This is a genomic window from Paraburkholderia sp. (genome assembly GCF_024281035.1).
In the GTDB taxonomy this organism is placed as follows: Bacteria; Pseudomonadota; Gammaproteobacteria; order Burkholderiales; family Burkholderiaceae; genus Paraburkholderia.
In genome coordinates this window covers 190,283-205,034 of the sequence record NZ_JAMXLH010000020.1, presented here as the reverse complement: position 1 = coordinate 205,034, position 14,752 = coordinate 190,283, and the positions used below count along the sequence as shown (strand labels likewise).

General features: G+C 66.0%; 12 protein-coding genes. 5 read left to right on the top strand and 7 right to left on the bottom strand.

Features of this window, described 5'->3' with window-relative positions:
- Window positions 1-526 precede the first annotated feature (526 nt).
- The 5 genes from Q0L30_RS05620 (at window position 527) to panB (ending at window position 5,095) form a co-directional block, all read left to right on the top strand.
- Window positions 527-1,213, top strand: a complete 687-nt coding sequence (locus Q0L30_RS05620) for an HAD family phosphatase (RefSeq protein WP_296652361.1) — start codon at window positions 527-529, stop codon at window positions 1,211-1,213.
- Window positions 1,210-2,892, top strand: coding sequence for a polynucleotide adenylyltransferase PcnB (pcnB, locus tag Q0L30_RS05615; protein ID WP_296652360.1), 1,683 nt, complete (start codon window positions 1,210-1,212; stop codon window positions 2,890-2,892). The genes Q0L30_RS05620 and pcnB overlap by 4 nt, the downstream gene beginning before the upstream one ends.
- A 96-nt stretch (window positions 2,893-2,988) precedes the next feature.
- A complete protein-coding gene (folK, locus tag Q0L30_RS05610) occupies window positions 2,989-3,543 on the top strand; it encodes a 2-amino-4-hydroxy-6-hydroxymethyldihydropteridine diphosphokinase (RefSeq protein ID WP_296652359.1) in 555 nt (184 codons plus the stop codon).
- The gene (locus Q0L30_RS05605; RefSeq protein ID WP_296652357.1) at window positions 3,540-4,229 is read left to right on the top strand and encodes a deoxynucleoside kinase; all 690 of its coding nucleotides are present in this window, start codon (window positions 3,540-3,542) and stop codon (window positions 4,227-4,229) included. The genes folK and Q0L30_RS05605 overlap by 4 nt, the downstream gene beginning before the upstream one ends.
- Window positions 4,230-4,276: 47 nt before the next feature.
- On the top strand, window positions 4,277-5,095 hold the full coding sequence (panB, locus tag Q0L30_RS05600; RefSeq protein WP_296652355.1) for a 3-methyl-2-oxobutanoate hydroxymethyltransferase: 819 nt from the start codon (window positions 4,277-4,279) through the stop codon (window positions 5,093-5,095).
- Between the two features lie 130 nt (window positions 5,096-5,225).
- On the opposite strand, the gene pabB is transcribed toward panB, so the two are convergent.
- The 7 genes from pabB to hrcA all read right to left on the bottom strand — a co-directional run bounded on the left by pabB (window position 5,226) and on the right by hrcA (window position 14,587).
- A complete protein-coding gene (gene pabB / locus Q0L30_RS05595; protein ID WP_296652354.1) occupies window positions 5,226-7,172 on the bottom strand; it encodes an aminodeoxychorismate synthase component I in 1,947 nt (648 codons plus the stop codon).
- A 101-nt stretch (window positions 7,173-7,273) separates the two neighbouring features.
- Window positions 7,274-8,407 carry a molecular chaperone DnaJ gene (dnaJ, locus tag Q0L30_RS05590; RefSeq protein WP_293036988.1) on the bottom strand — a complete coding sequence of 378 codons (1,134 nt, stop codon included), beginning with the start codon at window positions 8,405-8,407 and terminating at the stop codon, window positions 7,274-7,276.
- A gap of 305 nt (window positions 8,408-8,712) precedes the next feature.
- On the bottom strand, window positions 8,713-10,659 hold the full coding sequence (dnaK, locus tag Q0L30_RS05585; RefSeq protein WP_296652350.1) for a molecular chaperone DnaK: 1,947 nt from the start codon (window positions 10,657-10,659) through the stop codon (window positions 8,713-8,715).
- 213 nt (window positions 10,660-10,872) lie between these two features.
- Window positions 10,873-11,427 (bottom strand): nucleotide exchange factor GrpE, encoded by a 555-nt coding sequence (grpE, locus tag Q0L30_RS05580; protein WP_296652348.1) that lies wholly within the window; start codon window positions 11,425-11,427, stop codon window positions 10,873-10,875.
- 486 nt (window positions 11,428-11,913) lie between these two features.
- The gene (locus Q0L30_RS05575) at window positions 11,914-12,321 is read right to left on the bottom strand and encodes an RNA-binding S4 domain-containing protein (RefSeq protein ID WP_296652346.1); all 408 of its coding nucleotides are present in this window, start codon (window positions 12,319-12,321) and stop codon (window positions 11,914-11,916) included.
- 42 nt (window positions 12,322-12,363) lie between these two features.
- A complete protein-coding gene (gene hemH, locus Q0L30_RS05570) occupies window positions 12,364-13,431 on the bottom strand; it encodes a ferrochelatase (RefSeq protein ID WP_296652343.1) in 1,068 nt (355 codons plus the stop codon).
- 136 nt (window positions 13,432-13,567) lie between these two features.
- A complete protein-coding gene (gene hrcA, locus Q0L30_RS05565; protein WP_296652341.1) occupies window positions 13,568-14,587 on the bottom strand; it encodes a heat-inducible transcriptional repressor HrcA in 1,020 nt (339 codons plus the stop codon).
- Window positions 14,588-14,752: the final 165 nt, after the last annotated feature.

Here is a 14,752-nt window from a genome sequence, read left to right as displayed (position 1 = left end):
CACCGGCCTCGCAGCCGCGCGCGCCGCAACCGGCGCCGTTTGCCACGCCCACCGACAGCGTCGACGGCGAACTCGGCGCGAGCTTTCGCGACGTCGTCGAGCGCGAACTGGGCGGCGAGCTCACGGGCGAAGTCGAAGCCGACGTCAGCGGCGAACTGAACGGCGAACTCGGCGGTGAACTGAGCAGTGAACTCAGCGGTGAACCAAGCAGCGAACCGAGCGGAGAACCGGGCGGTGACCTAAGCAGTGAACTGAGCGGTGAACCGGGCGGCGAACCGAGCGGAGAACCGAGCGGAGAACTGAGCGGAGAACCGGGCGGTGACCTGAGCGCGGAACCCGATGGCAACCCCAACGCAGCAGCAACCGACGCAACCGAAGCCGCAGCGCAAAGCACGCCGCACGCGCCCTCCGAGCCCCGCGCGCGCGTCAGCGACAGCCCGTCAGCCGGACCTGCCACTGACCCACAGCAGGCGGACAAACCGGCGGCGGCCAACGGCTTTATCCGCTTCAAGTAAAATGAGCGCCCATGGCTAACCTTGCACTTTTCGATCTCGATCACACGCTGATCCCAACCGACAGCGACCACGAATGGGGCCGCTTCATGGTGAAGCTCGGCATTGTCGACGCCGAGCGCTTCAACGAGCAGAACGACCGCTTCTTCGCCGACTACAAGGCCGGCGTGCTCGACATCCACGCGTATCTCGTCGCCATGCTCACGCCGCTCTCGAAGTATTCGCGCGCCCAGCTCAAGGAGTGGCACGATCAGTACATGCACGAAGTCATCAAGCCGGCGATCGTTCCGGCTGCCATCGAACTCGTGCGCCAGCACAAGGACGCGGGCGACCTCTGCTGCATGGTGACGGCGACCAACGAATTCATCACGGGCCCGATTGCCGGGGTATTCGGCGTCGACAAGCTGATCGCCTGCGAGGCCGAAACGGTGGACGGCCATCCGGACTCGCCTTATACGGGCCGTCCGACCGGCACGCCGAGCTACCGCGAAGGCAAGATCGTGCGCACCGAGGCGTGGCTCGCATCGCTCGGCAAGACGTGGTCGGACTTCGAGCACAGCTATTTCTACAGCGACTCGCATAATGACATCCCGCTGCTCGAAAAAGTGACCGACCCGATCGCGACCAATCCCGACGCAACCCTGCGCGCGCACGCACAGTCGGCTGGCTGGCGCATCCTCGATTTGTTCCAGGCATCGTGATCAAAAAACTTATCCGCAAGCTATTCGGCCAGGACAGCACGTCCGCCACGGCCGCAGACGATGCATCGACCGGCGCGGCGTCCGCGCCGGTGCACGACGACACCGCTCCCCGCAGCCGCCGCAAACCGGCCGCTGCCGCCACCACCGCCGTCGACGAAGCCGCGCCGAAGCATTCCCGGCCCCGCACTGCCGCGAAGGGCTCGGGCAGAAACGCCGGTCCGGTTGTGCCCGTCGTCCTTCCCGCCGACATCCACGGCATCGACCCCGCACTGATCTCGAAGAACGCGGTCCGCGTGACCGAAGGGCTCCAGCAAGCCGGTTTTCGCGCGTTCATCGTGGGCGGCGCGGTGCGCGACCTGCTGCTCGGCGTCGCGCCGAAGGACTTTGACGTCGCCACGGACGCCACGCCCGACCAGGTGCAGAAGCTCTTTCGCCGCGCGCGCATCATCGGCCGGCGCTTCCAGATCGTGCACGTGCAGTTCGGCCAGGAAATCATCGAAGTCTCGACGTTCCGCGCGCTGGTCGATCCGCCCGCGCCCTCTGCACCGTCGGCGAGCGCCGCGCCCGCGAAGCGCCTGCACCGCGACGAACTCGACCGCCGCACCCATGCGGTGGACGCGAGCGGCCGCGTGCTGCGCGACAACGTCTGGGGCGAGCAGCATGAAGACGCCACGCGCCGCGACTTCACGATCAACGCGATGTACTACGATCCGGCGACGCAGACCGTGCTCGACTATCACAACGGGATGGCCGACATGCGCGCCCACCTGTTGCGGATGATCGGCGACCCGGCCACGCGCTATCGCGAGGACCCGGTGCGCATGATGCGCGTGGTGCGCTTCGCGGCGAAGCTCGGCTTCGAGATCGAGGACCGCACGCGCGAGCCGATCAAGGAACTCGCCGACCTCATCAACAACGTTCCGGCCGCGCGTCTCTTCGACGAGATGCTCAAGCTGCTGCTGTCCGGCTACGCGCTCGACTGCGTCAAGTGGCTGCGCAAGGAAGGTCTGCATCATGGCCTGTTGCCGCTGCTCGACGTGATCCTCGAGCAGCCGCAAGGCGAGCGCTTCATCACGCTTGCGCTGTCGAGCACCGACGCGCGCGTGCGCGCGGGCAAGCCGGTCTCGCCCGGCTTCCTGTTCGCGACCCTGCTCTGGCACGACGTCCAGCAGCGCTGGCAGCAATACACGGCCGAGGGCGAATTCCCCGTACCCGCGATCCATCACGCGATGGACGACGTGATCGAGGCGCAAACCGAGAAGCTCGCGATCCACCGCCGCTATTCGTCGGACATGCGAGAGATATGGAGCCTGCAGCAGCGCCTCGAAAAGCGCGGCCGCAGCGCGATCAAGCTGCTGGAACACCCGCGTTTCAGAGCGGGGTATGATTTCCTGCTATTGCGCTGCGAGTCGGGCGAGCTCGACGCAGAGGTCGGCGGCTGGTGGACGGATTTCATCAGCGGCGACCCGGCCGCGCGCGAAACGCTGCTCGCCGCGGGCGGCAAGGAACGCGCGCCGCGCAAGCGCCGCCGCCGCGGCGGGGCGAAGAACCGCAAGTCCGCCGGGGAGGCCGGACACGACACAGGTGGTGCAGGCGATGCAGGTGACGCAGGCGATGCAGGCGGCGAAAGCGCCGGTGCGCCGGAGCGTGCCGGCCACGACGGTCAGTACGAGGACTGAGCAAGGATTGAGCGAGGACCGGGCGAGCACTGAGCGGCGCCTCGCGCATGACGCGATTTTGACGAACCGGAAACGACAGTCGCAGGAAGTGAAGCCATGACGGTTGCCTGGCTGGGAATCGGCGCGAATCTGGGGGATGCGCGCCAGACCCTCAAAGACGCGGTGGTGTGCCTTGCACAGCAGCACACCCTCGCGGTGCTCGCCAAGTCGAGCATCTATCGCACCGCCCCCATCGACGCGGACGGCGACGATTACCTGAACTGCGTGGTCAAGCTCGACACGAGCCTCGGCGCGCCGGAACTGCTGGCGCTGTGCCAGCGCATCGAACATCACTTCGGCCGGGAGCGCCCCTTTCGCAACGCCCCGCGCACGCTCGACATCGACATCCTGCTGTTCGGCGACACCGTAATCGACACACCCGACCTGACCGTGCCGCATCCGCGCATGACGGCGCGCGCGTTCGTGCTTGTGCCGGCTGTCGAAATCGAGCCCGATCTCGTGATTCCCGGCCACGGTCCGGCCAGCGCGCTGCTGCCCGCGGTGGCCGACCAGCGCATCGAGAAGGTGAAACCGTCGTGCCAGTGCTTCGGCGCGGCAAACGCCATCGACGGCGCGCGGGACCACCCGGCGCCGGACGGCATCGGCCGATGAACGCGCCTTCGCTCTTCGCGACGACACGTACGGCACGCACGGCGCGTCCGCCGCTGTCCCACATCGCCATCGAAGGGCCGATCGGCGCGGGCAAGTCGGCGCTCGCCGCGCGTCTTGCCGACCGCTGGTCCATGCACACGCTGCTCGAATCGAGCGCGGCCAATCCGTTTCTCGAACGCTACTATCGCGACACGTCGCGTCACGGTCTCGCCGTGCAGCTGCATTTCGCGCTGCGCCGCGAGCATATGTCGAGAGACATCGCCGCGTGCCGGGCGGCGGGCACGCCGATCGTGACCAACTTCCTTGCCGGGCGCAACGATCTGTTCGCGCGCCTCACGCTCGCGCCGGACGAACTGCCGCTCTACGAGGCGCTCGCCGAACGGCTCGTCGCCCAGGCGCCGCCGCCGGATCTCGTCGTCTATCTGCAGGCGAGCCCCGAGGCGCTCTACGCGCGCATCCAGAAACGCGCGAATCCCGCCGAACTGCCGATTTCCGACACGTTTTTGCGTGCCCTCTGCGACAGCTACAACGAATTTTTCTATCATTACGACCACGCGCCGGTGCTGACCGTCGGCGTAGAAAACCTGAATCCGCTCGACTCCGACGCGGACCTTGCGCTCATTGCCGAACGCATCGAGACCATGCGCGGCCGCAAGGAGTCCTTCGTCCAGGGCACGCTGCTGTAGACGGCGTCCCCTTTCCCTTTCTGTCTTGCTCTCCAACGGACCGCTCCATGACTTACCTGCAGGAAACGAGCCGCAGCGCCGTCACCGTGCCCAAACTCCAGGCCATGCGCGATGCTGGCGAAAAGATCGCCATGCTGACCTGCTATGACGCGAGCTTCTCGTCGCTGTGCGACCGCGCGGGCGTCGACGTGCTGCTGATCGGCGACTCGCTCGGCAATGTGCTCCAGGGTCACACGACGACGCTGCCCGTCTCGCTCGACGACATCGCGTATCACACGGCGTGCGTCGCGCGCGCACAGCCGTCCGCGCTCATCATGGCCGATCTGCCGTTCGGCACCTTCGGCACCCCCGAAGAAGCGTTCGCGAGCTCGGTGAAGCTCATGCGCGCGGGCGCGCAGATGGTGAAGATCGAGGGCGGCGAATGGCTCGCGCCCACGGTGGCGATGCTGATCGAACGCGCGGTGCCCGTGTGCGCGCACATCGGCCTCACGCCGCAGTCGGTGCACGCGTTCGGCGGCTTCAAGGTGCAGGGCAAGACCGAGAGCGGCGCGGCGCAGCTGCTGCGCGACGCGCAGGCGCTGCAGGACGCGGGCGCGCAGATCGTGTTGATGGAAGCGGTGCCGTCATCGCTCGGCGCGATGGTCACGAACCAGTTGCGCGTGCCGACGATCGGGATCGGCGCCGGTGCGGGCTGCTCGGGCCAGGTGCTCGTGCTGCACGACATGCTCGGCATTTTCCCCGGCAAGCGTCCGCGCTTCGTGAAGGATTTCATGCAAGGGCAGCCGAATATCGAATCGGCCGTGGTCGCGTACGTGAAGGCCGTGAAGGACGGCTCATTCCCCGGCGCCGAGCACGGCTTTCAGTAAGCACCCTTGAAGAAGGGCGCGGCGCCTGAAGCGCCGCGTCCTTTTTGTTTTCTCTTTCGTTTTCGTTGACCGCGCACCTTCTTCCGTTGCGGCTAACGACTGGAATCGTCAGAAAGCGATCAGCAAACCATCAGACAAGCCGCGCCGGCACCACACCGCGTAGTGCGTTGGTGAGCATCAGCGCCTCGGCATTCGCCACATCCTCGCGCGTGAGCACGCGCTCTTTCGCGGCCACCGACACATCGTCGAGCAGCACGCCGCGCATCACGCCCGGCAGCACGCCCGATGACAGCGGCGGCGTCCACCACTTCCCGTCGAGCTTCAAGAACACGTTGCTGCGCCCGCCTTCGGTCAGTTCGCCGCGCTCGTTGAAGAACAGCATGTCGAATGCACCGTGCGCCTCGGCTTCGTGCCAGGCGCGGTCGAATTCGGCTCGGCGCGTGGTCTTGCGCAGCAACAGCGCATCGGCCGATTCGACCGGCGCGAAGCCATGATCGGGGGCAAGCATCACGCCGACCGTCTGCCCGGCCGATGGCGCAAGCGGCGCGAGCGGCGCGAAGGTCAGTTGCGCCACGCCGTCCTTGCCGAGCGCGACGCGCATGCGATGCGGCACACCCTCGGGCAAACCGGTGCAGGTCGCCGCAAGACGCGCACGCAACGCATCGGCATCGCAGGGGAAACCGAGCCACGCAGCGCTGCCCGCGAGCCGCGCGAGATGCCGCTCGACGTGGCGCACGCCGTCGGCACGCGTCGCATACATCGTTTCGAACAACGCGATGCCGGGATCGGCTCCGGTCAGAAAACGTGCTTTCAAACGGGTCTCCTCGTATTCGTCGGCGGCAACGCTATCGAGCACGATGCCCGCGCCGACGCCCATCGCGCCGCGCCGCATGCCGCCTCGCGCAGCGGGCGCGTCGAGTGTCAGCGTGCGGATCGCGACCGAGAGGCAGAAGTCGCCGCATGCATCCACGGCGGAGGCGCGTCCTTCATCGTGCGCGGCGGCATCCGCTGCATCCGCAGCCTCCAGCCAGCCGATCGTACCGGTGTAGAGTCCGCGCGGACCATGCTCCAGCGCGTCGATGAGTTCCATCGTACGGTGCTTCGGCGCACCCGTGATCGATCCGCACGGAAAGAGCGCGCGCATCATGTCGGCGAACGTCGTGTGCGCGCGCATGTTCGCCTCGACCGTGGAAGTCATCTGCCACACGGCCCCATACGGCTCCACGCAAAAGAGCGCCGGCACGCGCACCGAGCCCGTCTGCGCAATGCGCGAGAGGTCGTTGCGCAGCAGATCGACGATCATGACGTTTTCGGCGCGGTTCTTCGGGTCGTTCGCGAGGAACTGCGCTGCGGCGCGGTCGGCGGCGGGATCAGCGGCTGGATCGGCGGGGCGCGCGGCGGTGCCCTTCATCGGTTTCGCGCGCAGCGTGTCGCCGTGCTTCTCGACAAACAATTCCGGCGAACACGAAAGCACCCAGCGGTCGCCCGGCAGCGCGATCAGCGCGCCATACGGCACGCGCTGGCGCTCGCGCAAGCGCCGATAGAGCGCGAGCGGCGCACCGAACGCCTCGAACTGAAGCCGGTACGTGTAGTTGATCTGATACGACTCGCCCGCGCGCAGTGCGGCCTGCACGGCTTCGATGTCCGCTTCGAACCGTGCGCGATCGACGCCGGACACAACGCCCGCGATACCGGCGGGCGCGGGCGCGTCGGCGCCTTCGCGCGCCGCGAGCCAGGCATCGACATCTTCACGCGCGAAGTGCTCGCAGCGTTCGAACAATAAAAAACGCAGCACGGCATCGCCGTGCTGCGTTTTGTCGGAGTCGCAATCGGAGGGTGCAGCAAACTGCAGGGCGCGGCCGAACGCGTAATCGCCCAGCACGACCGCGTGGAGCCCCGCGCGCAGATCGTCGTCGACATCGCGGCACACCGCGTCGAGATCCTGCGCCCGGGCACACACGCGCTCACGCACGAACCCCGTGTACAGGCGACTCGTGCGGCGCACCGCGCCTGAATCGCCAGCGGAATTGCCATCGTCGAGCAGCGCGAATACCGCGCCGCCGTCGTTCACTGCCATAGACGCACCTGCTGCCTACCTACGGGCTAACCGCAGCCTGGCGAGGCCTGGCCAGCGGCGCTGCTGCGCGCCGCCGGTTCAGGGCCTTACCCGATTGAAACTCAGTCGAAGAAGCTCTTCACGCGGTCGAACCAGCTCTTGCTCTGCGGGCTGTGACGCGCGCCGCCTTCCACCAGCGACTTCTCGAACTGCTGGAGCAGGTCGCGCTGCTGGTCGGTGAGCTTGACCGGCGTTTCGACCTGCACGTGCACGTACAGATCGCCCGCGATACTCGAACGCAGCCCCTTGATGCCCTTGCCGCGCAGACGGAAGGTCTTGCCCGACTGCGTGCCCTCGGGCACCGTGAAGCTCGCGCGGCCCGCCAGCGTGGGCACTTCGATCTCGCCGCCGAGCGCCGCCGTCGTGAACGGAATCGGCATCTGGCAGTGCAGGTCGTCGCCGTCGCGCTCGAACACCGGGTGCGACTTGATGTGAATCTCGACGTAGAGGTCGCCCGACGGCCCGCCGTTGATTCCCGGCTCGCCGTTGCCGGCGGAGCGGATCCGCATGCCGTCGTCGATGCCCGCGGGAATCTTCACTTCGAGTGTCTTGGTTTCCTTCACCTTGCCCGCGCCGTGGCAGTTGGTGCAGGGCTCGGGAATGTACGAGCCGGTGCCGTGGCACTTCGGGCAGGTCTGCTGGATGCTGAAGAAGCCCTGCGACATGCGCACCGAACCCGAGCCGTGGCAGGTCGGGCAGCTTTCCGGCTTGGTGCCGGGCTTCGCGCCCGAGCCGTGACAGACCTCGCAGCCGCTCCAGCCCGGAACGCGGATCTGCGTTTCGTAGCCGTGCGCCGCCTGGTCGAGCGTGATCTCCATGCTGTAGCGCAGGTCCGCGCCGCGATACACCTGCGGGCCGCTGCGCGCGCCGCGTGCGCCGCCCGCTGCCTGACCGAAGATGTCGCCGAAGATGTCGCCGAATGCATCCGCGAAACCGCCGAAGCCCTGCGCACCCGCACCGCCCATGCTCGGATCGACGCCCGCGTGCCCGTACTGGTCGTACGCGCCCCGCTTTTGCGAGTCCGAAAGCATTTCATAGGCTTCCTTCACCTCCTTGAAATGCTCTTCCGCATCCTTGCTGTCCGGATTGCGGTCCGGGTGATACTTCATCGCCAGCTTGCGATACGCCTTCTTGATTTCGTCGTCGCTCGCGTTCTTCGCAACGCCCAGAACCTCGTAGTAATCCCGTTTCGCCATATCGGTTCAACGCCAGTCACGCGTCAGGTCGCGCGCACCGGCTCCTCGTGAATGCTGGAGTCTCGTGACCCGTATGCCACTCCCGTCGATCGCCGTGGCACCGTGTTGCGGCACTCCGGCGGCCCCCGTCGAGAGCAGGCTCCAAAAAACAAATGTGCCCGGAGAGCCGTCGAGGCTCGCCAGGCGTGTGCAAATACTGCGCGCATCGTAACCGATGCGGCCGGTTCCCGCCGCGCTTCACAGCCACTTCATCGCTTCTGCGCTCTTCTGCATCAAGCGGCCGCTGCGGTCGGGAACCTCTGGCGTCAGTCTTTCTTGACTTCCTTGAAGTCGGCGTCGACCACGTCGTCGGCCTGCTGCGCGCTTTCCTGCGCACCGCCCGCCGCCGCGCCCGCCGCACCGGCAGCGCCCGCCTGCTGCGCCTGCATGTCGGCGTACATCTTCTCGCCGAGCTTCTGCGACGCTGCCGACAGTGCCTCGACCTTCGCGTCGATCCCCGCCTTGTCCGCCGACGAGCTCTTCAGCGTGTCTTCGAGGTCCTTCAGCGCGGCTTCGATCTTTTCCTTCTCGCTCGCATCGATCTTGTCACCGTACTCGGCCACGGCTTTCTTCGTGCTGTGAACGAGCGCGTCGCCCTGGTTGCGCGCGTCGGCCAGCTCATGCAGACGGTGATCTTCTTCCGCGTTCGCTTCGGCGTCCTTCACCATCTTCTCGATCTCGGCTTCCGACAGGCCCGAGTTCGCCTTGATGGTGATCTTGTTTTCCTTGCCGGTCGCCTTGTCCTTCGCACCGACGTGCAGAATGCCGTTCGCGTCGATGTCGAAGGTCACTTCGATCTGCGGTACGCCGCGCGGCGACGGCGGAATGCCTTCGAGGTTGAACTCGCCGAGCAGCTTGTTGCCCGCTGCCATTTCGCGCTCGCCCTGGAACACCTTGATCGTCACGGCCGACTGGTTGTCGTCCGCCGTCGAATACACCTGCGCGTGCTTCGTCGGGATCGTGGTGTTCTTGTTGATCATCTTCGTCATCACGCCGCCGAGCGTCTCGATGCCGAGCGAGAGCGGGGTGACGTCGAGAAGCAGCACGTCCTTGCGGTCGCCCGAGAGCACCTGGCCCTGGATCGCGGCGCCCACGGCCACGGCTTCGTCCGGGTTCACGTCGCGGCGCGGTTCCTTGCCGAAGAACTCCTTCACCGTTTCCTGGACCTTCGGCATGCGCGTCTGGCCGCCGACGAGAATCACGTCGTCGATGTCCCCGACCTTCACGCCCGCGTCCTTGATCGCCACGCGGCACGGCTCGATGGTGCGCGCGATCAGCTCTTCGACCAGCGCTTCGAGCTTGGCGCGCGTGATCTTGAGGTTCAGGTGCTTCGGACCCGAGGCGTCCGCCGTGATGTACGGCAGGTTGATTTCGGTCTGCTGGCCCGACGACAGTTCGATCTTGGCCTTTTCAGCGGCTTCCTTCAGGCGTTGCAGCGCGAGCACGTCCTTCGAGAGGTCGACGCCCTGCTCCTTCTTGAACTCGCCGATGATGTAATCGATGATGCGCTGGTCGAAGTCTTCGCCGCCGAGGAACGTGTCGCCGTTCGTCGAGAGCACTTCGAACTGCATTTCGCCGTCCACGTCCGCGATTTCGATGATCGAGATGTCGAACGTGCCGCCGCCGAGGTCGAACACGGCGATCTTGCGGTCGCCCTTTTCGGCCTTGTCCAGACCGAACGCGAGCGCGGCTGCCGTCGGCTCGTTGATGATGCGCTTGACTTCCAGACCGGCGATGCGGCCCGCGTCCTTGGTCGCCTGGCGCTGGCTGTCGTTGAAGTACGCGGGAACCGTGATCACGGCTTCGGTGACCGGCTCGCCGAGGTAGTCTTCAGCGGTCTTCTTCATCTTGCGCAGCACTTCAGCCGAAATCTGCGACGGTGCGAGCTTCGCGCCGTGCGCTTCGACCCACGCGTCGCCGTTGTCGTGCTTGACGATCTTGTAGGGCATCAGACCGATGTCCTTCTGCACTTCTTTTTCTTCGAAGCGGCGGCCGATCAGGCGCTTGACTGCGTAAAGCGTGTTCTTCGGGTTCGTGACCGACTGGCGCTTGGCCGGCGCGCCGACCAGCACTTCGTTGTCGTCCATGTAGGCGATGATGGACGGCGTCGTGCGGGCGCCTTCCGAGTTCTCGATCACCTTCACTTGATTGCCTTCCATCAGCGCCACGCACGAGTTGGTGGTGCCGAGGTCGATACCGATGATTTTGCCCATGTTTATCTAATCTCCAATGTTTGGTCGCTGTGCGGAGCGCCGCTCGCGCTACGGCTTTCGCCTGCTGCGCCGGCCATCCGCTTCAATCCGGAACTGCTGCCCAAATAAGTGCCACTGCGGCGTTTTCAAGACCCCGGGCGCTATCCGGTCATTAATTTTTTTCAATCGCCCGTGCAACGGCCATCGCGGCGGGCACGGGCGCTTTCATTACGCTTACTTCGGCTGGGAAACGGTGACGAGCGCCGGACGCAGCACGCGGTCGGCGATCACATAGCCCTTTTGCAGCACGTTGACGACGGTGTTCGCCTCCTGCTCGGACGGCACCATCGAAATCGCCTGATGGCGGTGCGGATCGAACTTCTCGCCGGCCGGGTCGATGGCGACGACGCGGCCTTTTTCCAGCGCGCCCGTGAGCTGCTTGAGCGTCAGCTCGACGCCCTCGCGCACCTTCGCCAGGTCGTCCGAGTCGTGAGCAACAGCCGCTTCGAGGCTGTCCACGACCGGCAGCAGGTGCTCGGCGAAGCTCTCGATGGCGAACTTGTGCGCCTTCTGGACGTCTTCCTGCGCACGGCGGCGCACGTTTTCGGTCTCCGCCTTCGCACGGATGAACGCATCCTGCAGTTCGGCGACCTTCGCCTGCGCCTGTGCGAGTTCGGCGTCCACGCCGCCCTGCGTCGCTGCTTCCGCAGCAGCCGCCCCGGCGGCTTGCGACGGATCGTCCGCGGGCGTGGGGTTCTGGCTCGTCGGGTTCTCTTGCGTGTTTTCCATGTCGCTGAACGTCGTTGAAATTTAAAAAAGGGAGCAAAGCCTCGGGCCACCGGCCCGGCGCCTCGCGCCATGTTGCTACGGCGCGACACCCGCTTTGCGCATCGCAGATGCACGTGGATGCCGGATCGCCGATTTCAAGGGCTTTCGGCGGTTTTTTTCCGCCGCCGAAAGGCAACAGAAACCCACCGTTACAACCATTACCGCAGTGCCGCAAGAATGAAATTGAGTGGGCGACAGCACTGACCTAAACTCAGGAACAGGTCCTGCGCAAAGCACGTTTTGGCCGAGCCGGGCACCCGATCGAGTTGGCTGCAATCCAGCCGTTTCGCTGTGCAATCTCCCGGGGGAGTACCGTGAAACTGACCTTTGCAACTGCGGTGGTCGCACTGGTACTCATTGCCGGAACCACCACCATCTGCATGTCCGGCGCCGTGACCGACAACACGACGGAATACGGTGCCATTCACGCCACGATGGACGCGTTGTTCAACTCCCACGCCCAAGTTTGTCGATAGTGCGGCGATCGCGCTTCGTCGGCCTGCCGTGCAGCGCCGACGCGGGCTCGCGAAAGAGCCGCCGCCGGTCCTGTTCGGCTGCGCGCCGCGCGCGTCCGGTTTCCGTCTCCGCGTAGAGCGTCTGCGCGATGCTCGCCGGGCCGCGCAGATCGCACAGGCCCAGCACCTCGACTTCCCAGACCACGTGCTCGATCTCGATTTCGACGAGGTCGCCCACGCGCACGTCCTTCGACGCCTTCACGACCTCGCCGCCGATCCGCACGCGGCCCTTGCCTAGCGCATCCGACGCGAGCGAGCGCGTCTTGAAGAAACGGGCCGCCCACAGCCACTTGTCGATGCGCAGCCGGGCGGACGGGTCAGTCGAGATCTTGTAGTTCATACGAGGAATCCGCAGCAGAATCGTGCGCGCTCATGCAATGACTCAGGCAGCCGCGCCCGCGGGCAAAGCGGTCTGAACCGGCCAGCCCTGGAGGTTCTGCGCAACGATTTCGCCGAGCGCTGCAATCCAGGCCGTCGACGCATTCAGGCACGGAATACGGTGAAACTCCTTGCCGCCGCCGCCGAGAAACTCGTCGCGCACTTCCATGCCGATTTCCTCGATCGTTTCGAGGCAGTCGGCGGTAAAGCCGGGGCAGAAGACGTCCGCGCGGCGCACGCCGCCCTGGCCGAGTTCGCGCAGCGTGGGCGCCGTATAGGGCTGGAGCCACTTCGCACGGCCAAAACGCGACTGGAACGTGACGCGGCACTCCACCGGCGTCAGTTCGAGGGCGTGCATGAGCAGCGAGGCGGTTTGCTGGCACTGGTCGTGATACGGGTCGCCAAGGTCGAGCGTGCGGCTCGGCACGCCGTGAAAGCTCAGCACGAGCCGGTCGCCGGCCGCGAAATCGGGCCGGCCATGCGCATGCCAGTACTGGTGGACCTGGGCGGCGAGCGCCGCGATATAGGCGGGATGGTCGTGATACGCGCGCACCGTGCGGATTTCCGGCTGGTTGCGCATGCGGCGCAGCGCGGCGAATACGGCGTCGAACGCGGTGGCCGTGGTGGACGACGAATACTGCGGATACATCGGCACGAGCAGGATGCGCTCCGCGCCTGCGAGCTTGAGCTGGTTCAGGATCGCGGGGATATCCGGCGCGCCGTAGCGCATCGCGTGATCGACGATCACCGGGTAGTCGTTCGCGTGGAGCAGATGGCGCAGGCCGTCGGTCTGCTTCTGCGTGTGCACGCGCAACGGCGAGCCCTCGGGCGACCAGATGGTCGCGTATTTCTTCGCCGACGAACTGCTGCGAAACGGCAGGATCATCGTGCGCAGGATGACCTGCCAGACGGGCGCGGGAATCTCGACCACGCGCGGATCGGACAGGAACTGCGCCAGGTAGCGGCGCACGGCGCGCGGCGTGGGCGCATCGGGCGTGCCCAGATTGATGAGCAGCACCGCGACACGATGCGCGAGCGCGGACTGCAGGGGCCGTTCCAGATCGAAACGCATAGGCGATCAGTTGCGCCGCGCGCGAGCGCAGCAACAGTTGCACAAAGCAAACATTATAGCGGCCGGGTCGTGCCCGCCCACCCGGCCATTCGGCCAATGGCGCGCGGCGCGCGCTTGCCGCATGATGAAAGCGTGCTCAGTTCTGGCTGAGCGTGAGCGAAAGGAGGCGCGCGGTAATGTCGACAATGGGAATCACGCGGTTATACGCCATGCGCGTCGGGCCGATCACGCCGAGCGTGCCCACGATCTGGCCGTTCACCTCGTACGGCGCGGTGACGACGCTCATTTCCTCGATCGGCACGAGGTTCGACTCGCCGCCAATGAAGATCTGCACGCCCTGCGCGTGGCTCGACACGTCGAGCAGCTGCAGCAGGCTCGTTTTCTGGTCGAACACGTCGAAGAGCTTGCGCAGCCGCGCCATGTCCGAGGACAGGTCGGCCACTTCGAGCAGGTTGCGCTCGCCCGAGATCAGCACGGTCTCGCCGGTGTCGGTGATGTCGGTGCTCGCCGTCACCGCCGCGTGCATGAGCGTGGTCATGTCGCCGCGCAGCGCGTTGATTTCCTCGCGCAGGCGCTGGCGCACTTCGTCGAACGAGAGGCCCGCGAAATGTGCGTTAATGTAATTCGAGGCTTCGATGAGCTCGGACGGCGTGAAGTCGCGCTGCGTCGCCATGATGCGGTTCTGCACGTCGCCTTCGGGCGTCACGATGATGAGCAGGATGCGCTTGTCGGACAGGCGCATGAACTCGATCTGCTTGAATATGTGGCTGCGCCGCGGGGTCAGCACGACGCCCGCAAACTGCGAAAGATTCGAAAGCACGCTCGCGGCGGCGGCCACCACCTTCTGCGGCTCGCCCGGACGCAGCGTCGTCTTGACCGCGCGCGTGACGGCCTCGTCGTCTGCGGCATGCTCGACGGTGAGCATCGTGTCCACGAACAAACGGTAGCCGCGCGGCGTGGGCACGCGCCCCGCCGACGTGTGCGGGCTCGACACCAGCCCCAGCTCCTCCAGATCCGACATGACGTTGCGGATCGTCGCCGGGCTCAACTCCAGGCCCGAGTAGCGCGAAAGCGTGCGCGAACCGACCGGCTGACCTTCGGCGATGTAGCGCTCGATCAGCGTCTTGAGGAGGGTTTGTGCGCGAGGATCTAGCATGACGGAAAATTTTAGCCTAATGGCGCTCCGACGGCGAGTGCGCGCCCGGCGGCGCCCTCCCCGGCATGTCGCCCACGCGACGGCTGTGCGGCGGCGTGCAGCGCTGTCATCAGGGCGTCACCGATTTCATCGGGAAATGCGCGAAGCGCCGCTGCCTGCACGCCC

Coding starts and splice junctions, on each gene's coding strand:
- Q0L30_RS05620 (WP_296652361.1), top strand. CDS start 527: ATGGCTAACCTTGCACTTTTCGATCTCGATCACACGCTGATCCCAACC.
- folK (WP_296652359.1), top strand. CDS start 2,989: ATGACGGTTGCCTGGCTGGGAATCGGCGCGAATCTGGGGGATGCGCGC.
- Q0L30_RS05605 (WP_296652357.1), top strand. CDS start 3,540: ATGAACGCGCCTTCGCTCTTCGCGACGACACGTACGGCACGCACGGCG.
- panB (WP_296652355.1), top strand. CDS start 4,277: ATGACTTACCTGCAGGAAACGAGCCGCAGCGCCGTCACCGTGCCCAAA.
- pabB (WP_296652354.1), bottom strand. CDS start 7,172: ATGGCAGTGAACGACGGCGGCGCGGTATTCGCGCTGCTCGACGATGGC.
- dnaJ (WP_293036988.1), bottom strand. CDS start 8,407: ATGGCGAAACGGGATTACTACGAGGTTCTGGGCGTTGCGAAGAACGCG.
- dnaK (WP_296652350.1), bottom strand. CDS start 10,659: ATGGGCAAAATCATCGGTATCGACCTCGGCACCACCAACTCGTGCGTG.
- grpE (WP_296652348.1), bottom strand. CDS start 11,427: ATGGAAAACACGCAAGAGAACCCGACGAGCCAGAACCCCACGCCCGCG.
- Q0L30_RS05575 (WP_296652346.1), bottom strand. CDS start 12,321: ATGAACTACAAGATCTCGACTGACCCGTCCGCCCGGCTGCGCATCGAC.
- hemH (WP_296652343.1), bottom strand. CDS start 13,431: ATGCGTTTCGATCTGGAACGGCCCCTGCAGTCCGCGCTCGCGCATCGT.
- hrcA (WP_296652341.1), bottom strand. CDS start 14,587: ATGCTAGATCCTCGCGCACAAACCCTCCTCAAGACGCTGATCGAGCGC.